The sequence below is a fragment of the Photobacterium sp. CCB-ST2H9 genome (assembly GCF_023151555.2).
Taxonomy (GTDB): Bacteria; Pseudomonadota; Gammaproteobacteria; order Enterobacterales; family Vibrionaceae; genus Photobacterium.
Window position 1 is genome coordinate 632,952 of record NZ_CP100425.1, and the last position, 16,871, is coordinate 649,822.

Annotated in this window: 11 protein-coding genes, 1 tRNA gene and 1 rRNA gene; 10 read left to right on the forward strand and 3 right to left on the reverse strand. The window is 54.9% G+C overall.

Annotated features, from left to right (window positions below; genetic code table 11):
• Positions 1-55: 55 nt before the first annotated feature.
• The 5 genes from rrf (at position 56) to L4174_RS02995 (ending at position 2,718) form a co-directional block, all read left to right on the forward strand.
• Positions 56-171 (forward strand): 5S ribosomal RNA (gene rrf, locus L4174_RS02975).
• 40 nt (positions 172-211) lie between these two features.
• Positions 212-288: transfer RNA gene (locus L4174_RS02980), tRNA-Asp, on the forward strand.
• A gap of 361 nt (positions 289-649) precedes the next feature.
• Positions 650-970 (forward strand): hypothetical protein, encoded by a 321-nt coding sequence (locus tag L4174_RS02985; protein ID WP_248144095.1) that lies wholly within the window; start codon positions 650-652, stop codon positions 968-970.
• Between the two features lie 134 nt (positions 971-1,104).
• Complete coding sequence (locus L4174_RS02990; RefSeq protein ID WP_248144096.1) at positions 1,105-2,307, forward strand: multidrug effflux MFS transporter; 1,203 nt, start codon at positions 1,105-1,107, stop codon at positions 2,305-2,307.
• A gap of 84 nt (positions 2,308-2,391) precedes the next feature.
• Positions 2,392-2,718 (forward strand): DUF2799 domain-containing protein, encoded by a 327-nt coding sequence (locus L4174_RS02995; protein WP_248144098.1) that lies wholly within the window; start codon positions 2,392-2,394, stop codon positions 2,716-2,718.
• An 84-nt stretch (positions 2,719-2,802) separates the two neighbouring features.
• Here L4174_RS02995 and dapD read toward each other — a convergent pair whose 3' ends face one another.
• Positions 2,803-3,834, reverse strand: a complete 1,032-nt coding sequence (dapD, locus tag L4174_RS03000; RefSeq protein WP_248144099.1) for a 2,3,4,5-tetrahydropyridine-2,6-dicarboxylate N-succinyltransferase — start codon at positions 3,832-3,834, stop codon at positions 2,803-2,805.
• A 259-nt stretch (positions 3,835-4,093) separates the two neighbouring features.
• Positions 4,094-4,396, reverse strand: coding sequence for a YebG family protein (locus L4174_RS03005; RefSeq protein WP_248144101.1), 303 nt, complete (start codon positions 4,394-4,396; stop codon positions 4,094-4,096).
• Positions 4,397-4,486: 90 nt separating this feature from the next.
• On the opposite strand from L4174_RS03005, the gene L4174_RS03010 reads away from it, so the two are divergent.
• Entirely contained in the window at positions 4,487-5,176 is a 690-nt protein-coding gene (locus L4174_RS03010; RefSeq protein WP_248144103.1) for a DNA-3-methyladenine glycosylase I, read from the forward strand.
• Here L4174_RS03010 and L4174_RS03015 read toward each other — a convergent pair.
• The gene (locus L4174_RS03015) at positions 5,123-6,061 is read right to left on the reverse strand and encodes a LysR substrate-binding domain-containing protein (RefSeq protein WP_248144104.1); all 939 of its coding nucleotides are present in this window, start codon (positions 6,059-6,061) and stop codon (positions 5,123-5,125) included. The genes L4174_RS03010 and L4174_RS03015 overlap by 54 nt on opposite strands.
• A gap of 152 nt (positions 6,062-6,213) precedes the next feature.
• Here L4174_RS03015 and L4174_RS03020 point away from each other — a divergent pair, with 152 nt between their 5' ends.
• From L4174_RS03020 to recD, 4 genes are all read left to right on the forward strand, one after another.
• Positions 6,214-7,185 carry a TDT family transporter gene (locus L4174_RS03020; protein ID WP_248144105.1) on the forward strand — a complete coding sequence of 324 codons (972 nt, stop codon included), beginning with the start codon at positions 6,214-6,216 and terminating at the stop codon, positions 7,183-7,185.
• A 105-nt stretch (positions 7,186-7,290) separates the two neighbouring features.
• Entirely contained in the window at positions 7,291-10,746 is a 3,456-nt protein-coding gene (gene recC / locus L4174_RS03025) for an exodeoxyribonuclease V subunit gamma (protein WP_248144106.1), read from the forward strand.
• Positions 10,747-11,074: 328 nt separating this feature from the next.
• On the forward strand, positions 11,075-14,725 hold the full coding sequence (gene recB / locus L4174_RS03030; RefSeq protein ID WP_248144107.1) for an exodeoxyribonuclease V subunit beta: 3,651 nt from the start codon (positions 11,075-11,077) through the stop codon (positions 14,723-14,725).
• A 41-nt stretch (positions 14,726-14,766) separates the two neighbouring features.
• Entirely contained in the window at positions 14,767-16,869 is a 2,103-nt protein-coding gene (gene recD / locus L4174_RS03035; RefSeq protein WP_248144214.1) for an exodeoxyribonuclease V subunit alpha, read from the forward strand.
• Positions 16,870-16,871 lie beyond the last annotated feature (2 nt).

The following is a 16,871-nucleotide window of genomic DNA, read 5'->3' on the forward strand; positions in this document are numbered from 1 at the left end:
GAATGATGTGCTGAGAACTTAGTCAGATATTTCCGAGATTGTTGAACAAATTTTGCCTGGCGACCATAGCGCTGTGGAACCACCTGATCCCATGCCGAACTCAGACGTGAAACGCAGCAGCGCCGATGGTAGTGTGGGGTCTCCCCATGTGAGAGTAGGACATCGCCAGGCGCCCTATTTTGAAGTCAGATTATTCTGGTTTCAGCCGTGTGGAGCGGTAGTTCAGTTGGTTAGAATACCGGCCTGTCACGCCGGGGGTCGCGGGTTCGAGTCCCGTCCGCTCCGCCACTTCTTAGAGAAACCCAGTCAGTAATGGCTGGGTTTTTTGCTATTCGGAGTTCTGATAATTTCTCACTGACGAAAAGCCTCAGACTAGGCGTCCCCGTCGAAAGACTGGGGCTTTTTTACGTTTGGGATTTGTTATCCGTCCTTCGGCCGGACGCCTCCCGATCGAATGCGATTCCAGCTGTCCGCTACTTCTTAAAGAAAACCAGTTGTTCTTTGCTGGTCTCTCCGTTTGAAATCCCTGCGTGAACCTGACGAGGTGTTTTAGTACCTGGTTACAATTTCGTGTTGTTTGACCTTGTCTTGCGCGTCGGGCTGTGAGAGGTTTAGCGTCACTTTTTCTGAAATGGCCAGACACAACACCATGAGCTTTTTCTATGAGCGGGAAGAAACCGCAGATACAGTGACCATTACTCTTAAGCCACATTCTCTGTATCTGATGTTGGGGATGCTGGCTGTCTGGTTGGGGAATGATTTGATTTTAAAGTCGGCCCCGATGGCGCAAATTGTGATGCCAATTTTTATCGTCTTTATGGTGATCCGATTTTTTGCCTTGATGCGTATTCAGCGAGAAGTGCTGATTGCGATGAAGCAAGGCCGGGTGGAGACCCAGGGGAGCAAGTTTTCCTTCAGAAGTCCTTTTCGGTACGTACTCAGAAAAGCTCAGGAATCAGCCACTTCTTAATGTTCTAAGTGAGTAGCCGTGTGAACATGCGGCTATTCTTTCCTGTCAGGACAGAGCTTCTGTAGCCGATGATGGCTTATTCCCTGCTTGATAACAGGCATAATGACTGTGTTGTTATCGATAAAGAGAAATCTATGCCAGCCTTCCATTGGAAACCTCTGTTATTTGCCTGTCTGATTGTCAGTATTGGTCAACTGGGCCTTGGCCTGGTATTCCCATTGTTGCCCTGGATTGGGCATGATCTGGCATTAACATCAGATCAGATGCAATTACTTGTCGCCATCTATCTGCTGGGGTTTGGACCGTCACAGTTGATTTATGGTCCCTTATCAGATGTGCTTGGCCGCAGACCGGTGTTATTAGCAGGGGTACTGATTGCAGTATTCGGGGTTTCAATCCTGATCTTTCAGGCCGAATCATTTACCGGATTGCTGATTGGCCGTTTTATTCAGGGATACGGGGCTGGCAGTGTCTCGGTACTGGCCAGAGCGATGATACGGGACAGCTATCAAAAACAAAACCTGGCGAAGGCGCTGACCTGGCTAGCGATTGTGGCAGCTTTCACACCGATCATGGCGCCTGTGATTGGTGGCATGGTCAATCATTATCTGGGCTGGTTGTCTGCATTCTTTTTGCTGCTTGGCTATATCACACTGATATGGCTGCTGCTCCTGGTCAGTTTCCGGGAGACATTAAATGCCGTCAAACAGCCGCCGTCCGTCAAGCGACTGCTGGGGAGCTACTTCTCATTATTTCGTGAACGCCATTTCATGACCTTTGCCGGGATTGGCTGGATTAATTTTGCTGTGGTGATCATGGCAATCTCCATGATGCCTTATATCATGCAGGTTCAGATCGGCATGACTTCAGAACAGTATGCAATGTGGGCGATGATTCCAGCCTGTGGTTTTCTGTGTGGCGGCTTGCTGTGTCAGCGTCTGCGTCCTTATGTCGGTACTGCACGCATGCTACAGCTGGCACCACTGATGCAGATTCTGTCAGCGGCGGTTTATATCTTTGCGCCGCTGGATCCGCGCTGGATGTCGCTTGCACATTTTCTGTTGGCAGTGACAAATGGCATCGCTTTTCCCTGTGCTCAGTCGATGTTATTGATTCCCTATCGTGAAAAATCCGGGACTGTATCTGCTTTGTCGGGGGCATGTCAGATGGTGGTGGCTTCACTGGTCAGTCACGTCTTATTACAGTTGGGAATTAGTCAACCCTGGCATCTCGGGACTGTGTTATTGAGCGCTTCTTTTCTGGGCATGGTACTTGCCAATCTGGGCCTTCGTAGTGAGTCGGGCCGACAGGCTTCGGTTGAGCTGAGTCAGTCCTGATTGTATTTTTCGGTATATCACCGCCAAATCACCGAGAATCCTCCATACTTAAGGCACAGATTTGCAGTTGGCTGAGGAGGTTGTATGCGTCAGCTCATCTGTATGATAGTTGTTCTGATGGTTGCTGCCTGTGTCAGTCAGTATGAAGCGCAGTTATCCCGGCATGGTGAATGGCAGGAGTTGGGAGCTTATCACGGCGAATATGGTTATCAGGAGTGGGATAAGAAACGCCTGGATCGTTTAGGGGTGTTGTCGGAATCGGACTATGAGAAATATCGTGCCGGTTATCTGCAGGGCCGTTATGAATATTGCACCGGAAAGAAAACGGTGACCACAGCGATCAATCCCGCGTATCCGGATGAGTGTAAACAAGACTCCAGCCAGTTTGGCCTGACAGAGCGGGGATACTGACAGCGTCGGAAATCCGGATAAAAGAAAGGCTGCCTTGGGCAGCCTTTTTTATGATTTGATCGTTTCGAAAAAGACTGACAGCAATCAGTTATTGCTGTGCAGTTCGCTGTTCAGTTCAACGGCCGTCTTGTTGGTCAGGCACTCGATGGTACCTGTTACAGAGTTACGACGGAACAGCAGATCGGATTTTCCGGCCAGCTCGCGCGCTTTCACGGTTTCGACGACATTGCCGCTTGAATCCAGCATCGTCACCTTAGTGCCGGCAGTCACATACAGACCAGATTCAATTGTACAGCGGTCGCCCAGCGGGAAGCCCAGACCTGCGTTTGCACCCAGCAGGCTGTTTTCACCGATAGAAATGACAACCTTTCCGCCGCCACTCAGGGTACCCATAATCGAAGCACCGCCGCCGATGTCTGAACCGTTACCGACCACAACACCGGCAGAAATACGGCCTTCGACCATGCTGACACCGGTTGTTCCTGCGTTGAAGTTAATGAAACCTTCGTGCATGACTGTGGTGCCTTCGCCGACGTGTGCGCCCAGGCGGACACGGGAAGTATCAGCGATACGAACGCCTGCAGGTACGATGTAATCGACCATTTTCGGGAATTTGTCGACACAGTCGACACTCAGTACTTCACCGTTCAGACGGGCTTCCATCTGACGTTCTGCCAGCTCAGGCAGATCGATGGGTCCCTGATTGGTCCATGCAATATTGTGCAGCAGACCAAAAATGCCATCCAGTACCAGACCGTGCGGCTGAACCAGACGGTGAGAAATCAACTGCAATTTCAGGAAGCCTTCGGCAACAGAAGCCGGTGCTTCGTCAGTGGCCAGGATCACCAGGACCAGCGGCTGGCTTGATTGTGCTGCTTTTTCAGCAAAGCTTGCACTGGCTTGTTCGCCATGGGCTGCAAATGCACCAGCCAGTTCAGCAGCCTGCGCCTGAGTCACTTCAATGGCCTGATTACCTTCTTTGTAATCAGCGACTTGAGCAATGGTATCAACCAGCGTCTGAGCCGGGTTCAGCAGTGGTGTTGGGAAGAAGGCTTCAATAATTTTGCCGTCGCGGTTTTTGGTCGCGGTACCCAGGGCTAAAGAAAATGTGGCCATGGTGAAATGGTCTCCATATCAAAGGGGAAAAGACTGCAAACAGCAGGCAGCCTGTTTGATGATTAAAAATTTCAGATATCCCATCATAAAGAGACTGAACCGGATATTGAAGGGGAAATCTGCCATTCATGGCAAAATGACTGAGAAATGAAGAAAACCTAAGGTTATCCCCATAGAAAGTCAGTCTTTTTGCATAAAAATCTTGTACAAAAAAACCTCCCTCAGGAGGTTTTTCAAGAGCATTGCCGCTGGATGATGATCAGGCCGCTTCACTTTCTGCGTCGTCTTCAACCGCTTCAGGCTTGGCCGGCTTTTTCTTTTCTGCTGGTTTTGCTTTTTTCGCACCCAGTGCGACCAGAACTTTCTCGCGTTCCTGAGCCAGGAACAGCGCCAGTTCTTCCTGTTTGGCTTCGTCTTCAAGCAGTTTACTTTCACTCAGAACCGCGAACAGCTCGTCAGCCATATCCAACATTTTATCGTAGGCATCAGCTTCAGATTTAGAGGTAAAAGTCATCTTCTCTTCTCCGTTGCGCTCTACTACATATTTGACGATAACAGCCATGGTCACCCTCTCCCGATATTGATTAACTGGTTTTTTATACAGTAGGATAAGGCCAGAGTCCAGTTCTGATTCCGGAGAGAAGGAGTTCTTGTGAGCGTGAGAGAAAAATTTGATCAAATTTATGCCCGTGCCGCTGATCGCAAAGGCGGTAAGGCGGCACTGGAAAGTCTGCTGAGTCATCCGCTGACGCCGGCGGAACTCAAAGCGATTCCTGACGACCGCTGGCTGGCCGCGTTTACACAGAAAGTGTTCCAGTCCGGTATGAGCTGGAAAGTGGTCCGTCAGAAATGGGACGGCTTTGAATCGGTGTTCTTCGGATTTGATATTGAGAAGTTGTTGCTGGTGCCGAACGAGATGTGGGAGCGTAAAGCAACGGATCCGGCCATTATTCGTCATCTCGGAAAAGTCATGACGATCCCGGAGAATACCTACATGATCCACCGGGCAGCCAAAGAACACGGTTCTTTTTCGGCCATGGTCGCGGACTGGCCGTCGGAGGATATCATTGGACTGTGGAAATATCTCAAAACCAAAGGCAAGCGTCTGGGCGGGAATACGGGACCTTATACCCTGCGGGTGATGGGAAAAGATACCTTTATTCTCAGTCAGGATGTGGAAGCCTATCTGCGCAATACCGGCATCATAGACGGCGGTAGGGATACCCAGCGCTCGCTGGCCGCTGCGCAGGCAGCATTTAATGCCTGGCAGCAGGAATCGGGGCGGCCGTTATGTCAGATCAGTCAGATCATTGCGTTCAGCAGCGGGGATAACCGGGTCTGAGCCCGGTTGCCAGTGCAGGCAGAATTGAATAAAAGCAGCCAGCAGCGGGCTGTTGTATTTGTCTTTGTGGTAGAGCAGCCAGTATTGCCGCTCTTTGGGCAGCGTGAAAGGCAGCTCGGCAACGCGCTTTTCCTGTAATGCGTGATATACCGCGTGGCGTGAGAGGCAGGTCATTCCCAGTCCTGCCGCAACACTGTTGATGATGGACTCTGTGGTATTCAGCTCGAATGCCAGATGCCAGTGGGTCACTTCCGGCGCAATCTGGTTCAGGAAATAATCACGTGTGCCGGAGCCGGATTCTCTTAACACCCACTCGGTGTTCGCCAGATCGGAAAACGTCAGTGTCTTATATTGCCGCAGCGGATGGGCCGGATGGCAAATCACCACCATCTCATCTTTCAGCCAGGGCTGGCTAATCAGCGCAGGCTGATTGACCTGGCCTTCAACCAGTCCGATGTCCAGTTCAAAATCGCGCAGTTTCTGGCAGATGCTGGCCGTGTTACCAATCAGCAGCGATTGGTCATGATGATGACTCCGGGCCTTGAAATCGCGCAGCAGAAACGGAGTCAGCTGATTACCGACGGTATCGCTGGAGCCGATCGCCAGATGTCCGGTCAGCGGACCGTCTTGCTCAAAAAACTGCTCAATACTATGGGCGCGATGCAGTAATTCATCAGCAAGCGGCAACAGGCGTTTACCCTGATGGTTCAGCGTCAGCCGGTTGTGGTGCCGGTCAAAGAGCGGCTGGCCGAGTTGTTTCTCCAGCTCGGCCAGTGCCATGCTGACGGCAGGTTTGGTCAGGTAAAGACGCTCAGCCGCGGCAGTAATGGTTTTTTCCTGCGCGACGGCAACGAAGACCCGAAGCTGTTTCAGGGCAATATTCATGACGGAGCGTTTCTTGAAGTGGCTTGAATATGTTCAGTTTAATTTAACCTATCTTTCAATTTATTCAATTATTCTAAACCCATTCATCTCAGTACACTGTCTCTATCGATAAAAAGAAAAATAACCGAACTGAAAACAGAGAGAGCAAGCTGATGCGTCAACAGTGGAAGCAAAGAATCGCGTCCGTGCCAACCCCAATGGCTGGTCTGGCGCTGGCAATCGCCAGCCTTGGCTGGTGTTGGGAGAATGCGCTGCCGTTTCATGGCCTGGCTCAACTGGGCAGTGCCGCAGTCGCTGCGTTGATGCTTCTTGGACTGGCGGCCAAATTTGCCCTGCATCCGCAACTGCTCTGGCAGGATCTGAAACATCCGGTTGTCGGGAGTGTTGTGCCGACTTTTTCTATGGCGGTGATGGTTGTCACTCATGCGATCGGGCCATTTGCACCGACTCTCGGGCAGGGGCTCTGGTTGTGTGCAGTAGCCTTGCACCTGATCTTTCTGGTCTGCTTTGTGTACCACCGTTTCTCCGGTTTTTCGCTGCATCACATGGTGCCCAGCTGGTTTGTCCCGCCAGTCGGGATCATCGTGGCGGATGTGACCTTTCCCGGCGGAATCATGGAGCCGCTTGCCCACGGCCTGCTGGTCTTTGGTCTGAGTGCCTACGCTCTGATGCTGCCGGTTATGTTATACCGCCTGATATTCGGTCGTGAAGTGCCGGATGCTGCCAAGCCGACGATTGCCATTCTGGCTGCCCCGGCCAGTCTGTCTCTGGCCGGATACCTGACGATGGCGGTGCAGCCTTCGGTACTGATGGTGGCCCTGCTGGCAAGTATTGGCTTGCTGATGACGCTGGTGATCTATCTGGCCTTCTTTCGATTACTGCGCCTGCCGTTCAGCCCGGCGTATGCGGCGTTTACCTTCCCCATGGTGATTGGGGCTACGGCACTGTACAAAACTGCGCACTGGATGAGCACTCAGCCGCTGCTGTCGGATTATGCGAGTCAGGTTCAGACGCTGGCGCTGGCTGAGCTTTTTATCGCCACTGTGGTGGTGGGGTATGTGATTGTGCGTTATCTGACGTTTTATTGTACCGCCAGCGTACGGCTGAGCCGTCCGGCGATGTAACGGGCTGAACCGAAAGGGCGGCGGCCGTCACAGCTGCCGCTGTTTACACCCTTCAATCCATGGTAGACAATCGGGATCATTCTTGTCTGATAGCGAGCCTGACGCGTGTTTACTGTCTACCATTCCAACCAACTGGACCTGCTGAAATCGCTGCTGGTTGAGCTGGTCCGCCGTGACCCGCTCGCTGATCCTTTTATTCCTGAGCACATCCTGGTTCAGAGCCCGGGGATGTCCCAGTGGCTCAAGCTGGAACTGGCTCAATCGCTGGGTGTGGCGGCGAACATTGCTTTTCCGCTGCCGGCGACCTTTATCTGGGACATGTTCACCAAAGTGCTGCCGGATGTCCCGGCGCGCAGCGCATTCAATAAAGAAGCCATGACCTGGTCGCTGATGAAGGTGCTGCCGGGATTGCTGGAACAACCGGAATTTGCGCCTCTGAAGCGTTATCTGGCCGAAGATGACGATCAGCAGCGCCGCTATCAGCTGTCGGCCAAAATTGCCGATATTTTTGACCAGTATCTGGTGTACCGTCCGGAATGGATTCAGGCATGGGAATCCGGCGTGCTTGATCCGGAACTCACCGCGGAACATCCCTGGCAGCCGATCCTCTGGCAGGCACTGTACGATCATATTCTGTCGCAGGGACAGTCGCCGTATCACCGGGCCAATCTGTACGAACACTTCATTGAATCTCTGAACCATGCGGCTCAGTCCGGAACGGCTTTGCCGGACACGCTGCCCAAGCGACTGTTTGTGTTCGGGATTTCAGCCTTACCACCGCGCTATATGGATGCACTGGCCGCACTGGGTCAGCACATTGATGTCCATCTGATGTTCACGAATCCGTGTCGTCACTACTGGGGGGATGTCCGTGATCGCAAATATCTGGCACGCCTTGCAGCCAGACAGCGTCAGCAGGTGATCTGGCAGGATGAACACAGTGAACCGGTGGGCGATGTCGGGATGCTGAAGGGCTCGCTGGAACAGAATCTGGTGGACGAAAAGCATCAGGAAGCCGCGGTCGGAAACACGTTGCTGGCCTCGCTGGGGAAATTGGGACGCGATAATCTGTATCTGCTGTCTGAACTGGAAGCCTTTGAAGTCGATGCCTTTGTTGATATCCCGGCCGACAGCCTCCTGCATGCAATTCAGTCCGATATTCTGCAGCTTGAAGACCGGGTGAATGATCAGCTGCTGGCCGACAGTCAGCACAAGATGCCGCTGAGTGCCGACGATCGTTCACTGTCTGTGCATGTCTGCCACTCGCCGATGCGGGAGGTGGAAGTACTACATGACAATCTGCTGGCGATGCTGGATGCCAACTCCGAACTCTCGCCGCGTGACATCGTGGTGATGGTGGCGGATATCAATGCCTACAGCCCTTACATTCAGGCGGTCTTTGGCAATGCCCCGGCAGAGCGGTATCTGCCTTTTTCAATCTCTGACCGCAGTGCGGATCAGGAAAATCCGGTGTTGCTGGCGTTCCTGCGTCTGCTGGATCTGCCGAACAGCCGCTGTCATGCTTCTGAGCTGACGGAAATGCTGGAAGTACCCGCGATCATGAACCGGTATGGTCTGGATGCAGAACGGTTTCTTCAGGTGAAAGCCTGGATTGAAGAAGCAGGGATCCGCTGGGGACTGGATGGTGATACGGCCCGGGAGTTTGCTCTCCCGGATCAGAAACAGAATACCTGGCTGTTTGGCTTGCAGCGGATGCTGCTGGGCTACGCCATGCCACAGCAGGCCGGACTCTATCAGGGGATGCTGGCCTATGATGAAGTGCAGGGGATGGAGGCCGAGCTGGCTGGCCAGCTCAGCGTTTTTGTCGAACAACTGATTCATTATCGCAAGGTGCTGAATCAGCCTCATTCAGCCAGCGGTTGGTTTGCGGTGCTGAACCAGTTGCTGGACGATTTCTTTGTCGTGGATACGGAAGGAGAGCTGGTCCTTCGCCTGATCCGCGAGAAATTACAACAGCTGGAACAGCAGCTGAAAGATGCCGGTTACGGCGACCGGCTGACTCCGGCCATCATGCGTGACTACCTCAATGACAAGCTGGGTGGCGAACGGATCAGTCAGCGCTTTCTGGCCGGACAGATCAACTTCTGTACCCTGATGCCGATGCGTTCTATTCCGTTTCAGGTGGTCTGTCTGCTGGGAATGAACGACGGCGTCTACCCGCGTACCATTGCGCCGGAAGGTTTTGATCTCATGGTCGGCCGCCAGCGCGCCGGTGATCGCTCCCGCCGTGACGACGACAGATACCTGTTCCTTGAGGCTATGCTCTCGGCCCAGCAGCAGCTCTATATCAGTTATGTCGGCCGGTCGATTCAGGACAACAGCGAGCAAATGCCGTCAGTGCTGCTGAGTGAATTGCTGGAATATTGTCAGCAGGGATTCTGTCTGACCGGGGATGAAAGTCTGTCGCCGGACGATTCAGCCGCCCGGCTGCTTCAGCAATTGGTCCGCCACCACCCGCTGACGCCTTTCAGTCCGCAGGCATTTCTGGGAGCAACGCCGAGCTATGCAGCGGAGTGGCTTTCTGCGGCCCGCCGGGAACCGGTGATTCAGGACGAATTCCTGGACCAGCCGCTGGCTCCGGTCGCACTGGAGGCGCTGTCGGAATCGACCGGTACGTCTGCGGTGATGGAGCTGGCGGAGCTACAGCGTTTCTGGCGTCTGCCGACACAGTATTTTTTCAATCGTCGGCTGAAGGTGTACTTCAATGCAGCCGAAGGCGCTATGGCGGATGATGAGCCGTTTGCGCTGGATGGTTTACAGAGTTACCGGCTGCGCGAAAATCTGCTGATGACCCTGCTGGAAGCAAAAGAACAGTCGAAAGATCAGTCCGAGGCCCTGGCGCAGTTTCAGGCCCGGCAGCAGGCTGCGGGCAGTCTGCCGATTGGAGCATTCGGAGAACTGACGCTGGCGCAGGAAACACTGCAGATCCTGCCGCTGGCTGAGCAGATCTCATCTTTGCTGGCCACCCGGACTGAAGACCCGGAAATCGACCTGCCGCTTGAAACTGCTGTCGGCGGCATTCGCTTGCAGGGGTGGTTACGTCACCGCACCGCAGAAGGTCTGGTGCATTTCCGGCCGGGTAAGATCCGGGCTCAGGATATGCTTCAGGCCTGGATGGAACATCTGGCACTGGCCGCTCAGGAAACTCAGGCAGCGACTCATCTGCTGGGCATTGATACCCATCTCCGGCTGAAACCGGTTGATGCAGAGTATGCCCGAGATCAACTGACCGCGTTGATCGACGGTTATCTGGCCGGGCAGTCGGATCCGCTGCCTTATTTCCCGCGCACGGTCTTGTCGGGGCTGGAAGCGCTTCAGGATAAAAGCGGCAACTGGCTGACGGATGAGGACACTCTGTTGAAAGCGCAGACCAAAATGGCTGCGGTTTTTCAGGACAGCTATTTGCTCCGCGGAGAAGGCAGCAATGTCTACATCGCCCGTGTCTGGCCGCAATGGCAGGATGATTTGGCGGCGGATGTCATGGCTTGGGGAGAGCGTGTGCTCAAGCCTGTGTTAATGCACCTGGAAGCGGTTGATTGAAGCTGGTGAGCGAGGTGGCCGCCGGCAAAATCATTATGAGTGTAGGGTGTTCACCGGTCGGCCACAAGGTCCAGAGGTAGACCAAATTTCGTGGCTGCGATACTACAGAAAGCCAGTGGTTGAAAATGTGAAACACCTCCCATAGTGATAGAAACATCAGAATGAAATAGGGTAAAAAGTGTTGAACCCGTGAGTGATCACAAAAGCACATGTAAAAAAGAAAGTTTTCCATTTTTTATGCTGCCTGAAACAGAATTCTGGTGTCACGGAGTTTGGGTGCCGTGTCAGCATGCGGGCAAATAATTTTTTCAGAGACCAGGTTGATGAGATGACAGCGACCACAGCAACGGATAAACCAGCAATCATGCCACAGCCGCTGGAGGCAATGACGTTTCCCCTGCATGGGACCCGGCTGATTGAAGCTTCGGCGGGCACGGGAAAAACCTTCACCATTGCCAGCCTGTATCTGCGTCTGCTGTTAGGACATGGTGAAGCGGGCGCGGCATTTCCGCATCCGCTGACCGTGGATCAGATTCTGGTGGTGACCTTTACTGAAGCGGCAACAGCTGAGCTGAGAGACAGGATCCGCCGACGGATTCACGATGCCCGGATCGCTTTCAGCCGTGGCTCCAGCGAGGATCCGATTCTGGCGGGGCTGTTGTCGGATCTGCCGGATCATGCCCGATCGGCCACCTTGCTCTTGCAGGCCGAGAGACAGATGGATGAAGCTGCGATTTTCACCATCCACGGTTTTTGTCAGCGCATGCTGACCCAGAATGCTTTTGAATCCGGCAGCTTGTTCACCAATGAATTCATTACGGAAGAGAGTCAGCTCAGGGCACAGGTCGCAGCCGATTACTGGCGCCGTTATTTCTATCCGCTGTCCCGTGAACTGGCGAATGAAATTCGTCGGTGCTGGCCCGCCCCGGAAACACTGCTGCAAGCGATCAATCCCTTTTTGTCCGGTGCACCGGTCGTGCTGAAAGCGCCGCCGTTATCCGGCGATCTGGCGCAGTTACACCAGCAGAATCTGGAACGGATAGAAGCCGTCAAGCAGGGCTGGTGTGCGCATGCGGCTGATTTTTTTGCGTTGATCAGCGATTCCGGGGTCAATAAGCGCAGTTATACCAAAACCAGTCTGCCAAAGGCGCTGGATGAAGTCGGCCAATGGGCTGCGCAGCCGACCACAGATTACAGTCTGCCCAAGGCCCTGGAAAAATTTGATCAGGCGGTGCTGGCAGAGAAAACTGCCAAGGGCACCGTGCCGGAGCATCCGGTTTTTGTTGCGATTCAGGATTTGCTGGCGAACCCGCCCAGTGTACGGGAGCCGATTCTGGCGCACGCGATCCGGGCATGCCGGGAACTGCTGGCTGAGGCAAAACAGCGCAAAGGCTGGCTGTCTTTTGATGATTTGCTGACGCAACTGGCAGCCGCGCTGCAAACGGATCGCGACAGCGGGAATGGTGCTCTTGCAGCCCGGATCCGTCATTTGTATCCGGTGGCAATGATTGATGAGTTTCAGGACACGGATCCGCTCCAGTATCAGATTTTCAGTACGGTTTATATGCCGGAAGAGTCTGCCGAGGGAGAATCATCGGCAGCCGTGTCCGGACTCTTTATGATCGGCGATCCCAAGCAGGCGATTTATGCTTTCCGGGGCGCGGATATTTTCACCTATATCCGCGCGCGGCGGCAGGTCAGTGCCCATTATACGCTGGGCACCAACTGGCGCTCGACCGCCAGTATGGTGGCCGCGGCCAACCGGGTGTTTGCACTGCCGGACAGTCCTTTTATCTATGACAGCGATATCCAGTTCCTGCCCGTCCAGTCTAGTCCGAAAGCGGCTGAACGACACTGGGTACTGAACGGTGAACGGCAGCAGGCGCTGTGTTTCTGGCACATGGATGCCGAGGCGCCGGTCACGAAAGGGGATTATCAAACCGTGATGGCGGAAGCTACCGCGGCCCAGATCCAGACGATTCTGACTCAGTCTGAACTGGGTCAGGCTGCGCTGGTGGACGGGGAAGAACAACATCCGGTGGCAGCCGGTGATATTGCGGTGCTGGTGCGGACCGGGACAGAAGCGGCCCTGATCCGTCAGGCGCTGGCCGGACAGGGGATTGCCAGTGTCTATCTGTCGAACCGGGACAGTGTCTTTGCCAGCCAGGAAGCGGCCGATCTGCTGCGTCTGCTGGTAGCCGTCCAGTATCCGGAACAGGAAACAACGCTGCGTGCAGCGCTGGCAACGCCTTTGTTTGCACTCAGTGCCTTTCAGCTGGACCGGCTCAATAACGAGGAAGATGAGTGGGAGCGCTGGATCGCCGAGTTCCGCGATTACCGCAGCCTGTGGCAGCGTCGCGGTGTCCTGCCTATGATTCGTCACATGCTGACCCGACGTCAGATAGCAGAACGGCTGCTGGGAGAAAACGGCGGCGAGCGGCGTCTGACGGATGTGCTCCATCTGGGCGAGCTGTTGCAGCAGGCCAGTCAGATGCTGGACAGTGATCAGGCCCTGATTCGCTGGCTGGCGGAGCATATTGAATCTCCGAACGGGAACAGCGATGAGCAGCAATTGCGGCTGGAATCTGATCGCAATCTGGTGCAAATCGTCACCATCCATAAATCCAAGGGACTGGAGTACGATCTGGTCTTTCTGCCGTTTGTCTGCAGTTATCGCAGTACCGAAACCGCGCTGTATCATGATGCGGATTCCCAGCAGGCTGTACTGGATGTCCGGGGGGAAGATGCCAGTCTGGCGCTGGCGGAACAGGAGCGTCTGGCCGAAGACCTGCGTCTCATATACGTGGCTCTGACCCGCGCCGTATACGGCTGTTATGTCGGCATGGCGCCACTGCGCAACGGGCGCAGTACCAAAGAGCCGACCGGTTTGCATCTGTCGGCAATTGGTTATCTGGTTCAGAACGGCCAGCCCGGCGGGCTGGCAGAGTTGACAGCTGCATTGGAGACGCTGGCACAAAGCGAGGACATTTGCATCGTCACGCCGCCGGCTTTACCGGAAGAACTCTGGCAGCCGGCTCCGGTGGAGCAACCGGTACCAAAAGCGGCCAGCTTCAGCGGTTCTGTCGGCCATCCCTGGTGGATCACCAGTTATTCCTCCCTCGTTAAACAGGGGCACTCCGTCCTGGATGCGACCAGCGAGCTGCCCGGCTTTGATACGGATTCATCTCAGGACAGCCTGCTTGAGTCGGCTGAATCTGAAACGGACATGTCAGCGCCGGAACGTTCAATTTTTACTTTCCCGAAAGGGGCACGGCCCGGCACTTTTCTTCACAGTCTGTTTGAGAATGTCGAGTTCACGGAAGCGGCAGACAGCGAAGCGACCGCGACCATCGTTCGTGAATTGCTGCGTCAGGAGAACTATGACCCCGAATGGCTGCCGGTGTTACAACAACTGCTGGAGCAGGTGCTCAGCTGCGCGCTGGATGGTGAATCGCTGGTGCTCGGCCAGTTATCCCCGCAGCAGCGGCTGGTGGAAATGGAATTCATGCTGCCGATCCACCTGCTGTCATCGGCACTGCTGAATAAAACGCTGGCCCGCCACGATACCTTGTCTGCAACTGCAGGAGAGCTGGGATTTGCGACTGTCAGCGGCATGCTGAAAGGCTTTATCGATCTGGTGTTTGAACACCAGGGGAAATATTACGTGCTGGACTGGAAATCGAACTGGCTGGGGGACAGCCATGACGCCTATCGCGGCGAGGCACTGACCACAGCCATGGCCGAACACAGATATGACTTGCAGTATCAGCTGTATGCACTGGCACTGCACCGTTTTCTGAAAAGCCGCAAAGCGGATTACGACTATCAGCAGCACTTCGGCGGTGTGTATTACCTGTTCTTGCGGGGTGTCCGTCGTGAGGACAACAGCGGCATTTTCCATGCCCGGCCCAGTCTGGCGCTGCTGACCGAACTTGAACACCTGATTGACGGCCAGATGAGCCAGGGAGATATAGCCTGATGATGACCTTGAACTCTCCCGTGGCTGACGGGCAATCGGCGATGATTGCGCAGCTGGATACGCTGGCGCGTGGCGGTTTGCTTAGGTCGCTCGATACCCAGTTTGCCAAATTTGTCTGCGATTCGGTGGCCGGGTTTGATGACCCTCAGGTCCGGGATTTACTGGCGCTGGCAGCTGCCTGGGTCAGCCAGGAGCTGGGCCGGGGGCATGTCTGCCTCCCGCTGTCGTTTCTGCAGAGTCAGCCACTGGGGTTACCGAAAGAGGTGGCGGAATCTTTATTATCGCTGTTGCCGGATGCCTGGCGATTGCCAGCCAGCTGGCCAGCGATCCTGAATGGCTCGGCAGCGATTTCGGATGGTCTGCAGCCCACGCCGCTGGTGCTTTGTGACGATCGATTGTATCTGCATCGCTACTGGCAGGACGAGCAGACGGTTGCCCGTCGCCTGTTGTCTGCGGCTCGTCTTCCTGAAACCGGTCAGACTGTCACGCAATCGGCCGGGATGCTGGATACCTTGTTTGCCCGCAGTTATTTCTATTTGTTTGATGGACTGTCGGCGCTGCGTCAGTCCGGTGACGACAGTGCGGAGCGCCGTCGTTTCGTGGTCTGCGATCTGCTGGATGTGGTGACGCCAGACGCGCTGAAATGGGAAAAAATTGACGCTGTACTGGTTCAGGCTCAGCGCTTTTCGGACCTGACACCGCTGGATACGTTAATCCCTGCATCTGCCTGTCTGAACTGGCAAAAGGTGGCGGCAGCAACGGCCCTGAGCCGGCCATTTGCGGTGATCTCCGGTGGGCCCGGAACCGGAAAAACGACGACGGTTGCGAAACTGCTGGCGGCGTTGGTGATGCAAAACCAACCTGCTGCCGCGTCTGTCGATGCTGCCCGGGTGCCCCATATTGTACTGGTGGCACCGACCGGTAAGGCTGCGGCCCGGCTGACCGAATCGATTGGTAAAGCGGTCCAGTCGCTGCCGGTGGCTCCGGCGTTGCAGGCCGCCATTCCGACGCAGGCCAGTACCTTGCACCGGTTGCTCGGAGCAATTCCGGGGCGGACTGCTTTTCGGCATCATGCAGGGAATCCACTACATGCGGATGTCTTGGTGGTCGATGAAGCGTCGATGGTCGATTTGCCCATGATGGCTCGCTTGCTGGAAGCATTGCCGCCGCATGCCAAACTGATTCTGCTGGGGGATAAAGATCAGCTGGCTTCCGTGGAAGCCGGAGCGGTGCTGGGAGACATCTGTGCTTTCGCCCGTCAGGGCTACAGTGTGCCGCAGGCAAAACAGCTCAGTGAGATGACCGGCTTTGTGCTGCCTGCCGGACAGTCGGACTCACTCAGTCCGATTGCTGATTGTCTCTGCGTGCTGCAAAAAAGTTACCGTTTCCACGCATTGTCGGGGATCGGCCAGCTGGCCAGTGCTATTAACAGTGGTCAGCCGGATCGGCTGGCTGCGGTCTGGCAGCAAGCATACAGTGATATCCGGCAGTACCCGCTCGGAGCCGAGCATTACCAGCAGTTGATTCAGGCGATGTCGAATTTTTACCGGCGTTATCTGGAGGCGATGACCCAAGGTGAACCGCCAGCCGAGGTGCTGCGGCAATTTGCCAGTGTCCGGCTGCTGTGTGCGCTGCGGGAAGGGGACTTTGGTGTTAAGGGGCTCAACAGCCGGATTGAACGCCAGCTGGCGAAAGATAAGCTGATCACGCCGGGGGATGAAACCTGGTATGTCGGTCGTCCGGTGATGATCACCCGTAACGATCATGGTCTCGGTTTGTATAACGGTGATATTGGGATTGCGATGCCGGATCCGGACGGGCGATTGGATGGTCGCGGCCGTCCGGCGCTTCGGGTGTATTTTGATATGCCGGACGGCAGTATCCGCAGCTTTCTGCCCAGCCGTCTGCCGGAGCATGAGCTGGTGTACGCGATGACAATTCATAAATCTCAGGGTTCAGAATTCGCCGATACCCTGATGATTCTGCCGCCGGAGTTCAGTCCGATCCTGACCCGGGAACTGATTTATACCGGGGTCACGCGGGCGAAGGAACGACTGTATCTCTATGCCCGGCCTGAGGTATTACAGCGCAGTATCCAGCGCTGTATTCAGCGGGCCAGTGGTCTGGAAGTGAACCTCAGCTAAGC